Source organism: Streptococcus sp. 400_SSPC, assembly GCF_001072745.1.
Lineage (GTDB): Bacteria > Bacillota > Bacilli > Lactobacillales > Streptococcaceae > Streptococcus > Streptococcus xiaochunlingii.
Map to the genome: position 1 here is coordinate 1 of NZ_JVIQ01000061.1, position 1,486 is coordinate 1,486.

General features: G+C 39.2%; 1 protein-coding gene. It reads right to left on the bottom strand.

Features of this window, described 5'->3' with window-relative positions:
- Nucleotides 1-39: 39 nt before the first annotated feature.
- A protein-coding gene (locus ADH49_RS09830; RefSeq protein WP_239665194.1) for an IS3 family transposase occupies nucleotides 40-1,169 on the bottom strand; the annotation gives its coding sequence in 2 pieces (ribosomal slippage) (nucleotides 40-905 and nucleotides 905-1,169; 1,131 coding nt in all).
- Nucleotides 1,170-1,486 lie beyond the last annotated feature (317 nt).

The following is a 1,486-nucleotide window of genomic DNA, read 5'->3' on the forward strand; positions in this document are numbered from 1 at the left end:
GGCACTGCACCCCAATAATGGGACAAGAGAAAAAACCTCTTATGCGACCAGTTTTCTGTACTCTACAGGAGACTGGTCATTTAATCTCTGTTGAATTCTAGTTTCATTATAAAATATGATGTAATTTTTAACAATATCTGTTATACTATCTTTAGTTAGGTTTCTCCACTTATGGAGATAGAAGGTTTCAGACTTTAGGATGGAATGAAACCATTCGATACAGGCATTATCTGCTGGTGTTCCTTTTCGGGACATGGAGCGGGTGATGCCTTTTTCTGTACAAGCCTGATAGTAGGCTTTTGAGGTATAAACAGATCCCTGGTCGCTGTGTAAAAGTGCTCCTTGAGGTAGCTCAAGTTGATGAAGTGTGTCGAGTACAAAGTCCGTATCTTGACACTCGGAGATGCTATAAGCTACAATTTCTCGATTATAGAGATCCATGATCGAAGATAGATAAAGTCTACAGTTTCCAAAGTAGAGGTAGGTGATGTCTGTGACAAGCTTCTCCATAGGCTTGTCTGCCTGAAAATCACGATCCAGCTTATTGTCTGTCACATGGTAAGGCTTCCCTAATTTAGGTCCCTTCTTGGGACGGACACGGCAAAGGCAGCCCTTTTCCTTCATGATACGATAGACCTTCTTGCGATTAACGACGAGGTTATAAACTTTCTTTAGTAAGCGAGTGATGGTTCGATAGCCGTAAATAAAGCGATTTGCCATACAGAGTTGTTCGATTTTATCTGCTATTTCGTCTCTTTTCTGAGAATTCTTACACTCCTGTTTCCAGCGATAAAAGGTGGAGCGTTTGACTCCGAAACACTCTAAAATAATAGATACAGGGCACGTTTTCTTATACTCTTCTGCTAGCTTGATAAGACTTACTTTGTCGATTTTCTTACCAAGCTCTGATACTTTTTTAGTAATTCCACCTGCAAACGTAACTGTTCGACTTCAGATAATTGTTTCATTCCTTTACCATAAGTATATTGTTTCCCCACAGGTTGGTGGAAACGGTACAATTCATCATTCTGATACCAACGCCACCAGGTCTTGACCTGACTAGCATTTTTGATACCGAGGGTATCCATGATAACCTTATTTGATTTACCCGCCTTCTTCATTTCGATACAGGCTAGCTTAGTTTCTACCGAATATGCTTTTTTGACCATAACAAAACACTCCTGTTTCTAGTTTACCAGATTTCAACAGGAGTGTTTTCTTGTGTCTCATTTTATGGGTGCAGTGCCAAACCGGAGTTTTTTTGTGAATGTAGACAAACTATTTTTACATTACTGGTTAGATAATTTTTTCAAAAAAGTTATTTATTATTTAAGATTTTAAGCAAGTCAAAAACTTTCCGCTGTGAGAAAAGTGCTAGAAACACGATTGTTTCTAGCACACGGGAGTTTTGGAACCTTAGGTCCAAAACTAAGTCATGGAACTTCGTAGAAGTTCGCTGACGTCCGTACTCACCTAAGGAAAGTTT